The organism is Streptomyces zhaozhouensis, from assembly GCF_900230195.1.
In the GTDB taxonomy this organism is placed as follows: Bacteria; Actinomycetota; Actinomycetes; order Streptomycetales; family Streptomycetaceae; genus Streptomyces; species Streptomyces zhaozhouensis.
On the sequence record NZ_OCNE01000063.1, the window covers coordinates 1 to 1,463 of the forward strand.

1 protein-coding gene is annotated in these 1,463 nt (G+C 69.7%); it reads right to left on the reverse strand.

Annotated elements, in window-relative coordinates; translation table 11 throughout:
- Positions 1-1,217: IS110 family RNA-guided transposase (locus CRP51_RS27980; RefSeq protein ID WP_099459343.1), on the reverse strand; the 1,217-nt coding region annotated here is incomplete at its 3' end.
- Positions 1,218-1,463 lie beyond the last annotated feature (246 nt).

The window sequence follows — 1,463 nt, forward strand, 5'->3', positions numbered from 1 at the left end:
GCCGCCAGGGGCTCCTCGGCGGCAGTGTTGATCTTGTTGTTGGCTTGGTGGGTGGCGGGGTCGTAGCAGGTACCGTCACGCCAGCAGGCCCACATCACTCGGAGCCAGGCGCGGGCCAGGATGCGAACGGCGTGGGGGTGTCGCTTCTTGCGGTCCCGGGCGTCGTTGTAGATCTTGGCGGCCCAGTCGCTGCCGTGGCGGCTGTTGTCGGCGAAGACGGTCAGGGCGACGCGGGCTCTGCGGTTGGTCGCGAAGCGGAAGGCGACGGTGCGGGACTTGCCCGAGGCTCGGGTGACGGGGACGACGCCGGCCTCGGCGATGAGCTGTTCGCAGGTCTGGGCGCGTTCCAGGATGGGGCCGATCTCACCGATGACCTGGCCGAGGCTGACCGTGCCGATGCGCGGCATGGTGGCGAGCAGAGGGGCGTAGGGGTGGGTCTCGACGGCTTCGGCGATGGCCTTGTCCAGGGCGCGGATGGTGGCGCGTATGCCCTGCACCAGCGCCGTTTGGGTGCGGACGAGCTGGGCGACGACGGTGTCGCTGAGGCGGGAGGCCGCCTTCGGCGCCGAGCGCATGCGCTCGATGAGGACGCTGCCGGGCTGGCGGCCCGAGTACCCGCGGCGCTTGCACCAGGTTTCCAGGCGCCCGGCGGTGAGCTTGGCGGCGGAGGCCGGGGTGGGGCACTTCTCCAGGAAGGCCATGGCGATGTCGCTGTCGAGCTTACCGAAGACGGCCTTGCCGCCGGGCCAGTGCGCATCCAGCAGGGCAGCGAGCTGGTTGACGGAGGCGATACGGGCTTCGACGTGATCGGCCCGCTGCCGGGTGAGGGCCTGAAGGTCCAAAGTGGCCTGCTCGGTGGGTTCCAGACGGGGCAGCAGGTGGCCGTCGGTGCGCAGGTAGTCGGCAAGCTTCATGCTGTCGCCCGCGTCGGTCTTGGCCTTGGAGGCGCCCCAGCGTGCCCGCATCGCGTGGAAGGCGTTCGGGTGTACCGGCACGATCGGGTGGCCGGCGGCCAGGAGCCGGTCCACGGCCAGGCCGCGAGTGGTCTCGATGGCCACCGGCAGGTCGGCCGGAGCGCCGTGCTTGCGCAGACGGGCAAGCGTCCCGGCGAAACCCTCCTCGGTATGGGCCAGTTCCCATCGATCGATGCGCTTGCCAGTCGCGTCCATGACCGTCACATCGTGCGTGTCGGTCGCCCAGTCCCATCCGATGAACACGTGCGTCGTACTCCACTGCCGATCCGGGAGCACCTGCTCGGTGGTGAGGACGTCTGCCGGGAGCTCATTAATCGGCCCTCCGCGGGGCGTGTCCCTGAAGCCGATCAGACGGCCTCGGCCCGGCAGGGCTGGCAGAACTCACGCTGGCCGTCGAACGGCTCGCGACGATGGCCATGCACCCGCCGGGACCAAGAGGTCACAACCCTACCCGTGAGGGCTGCAGAAAGGATGGTCCTCTAATGAGCG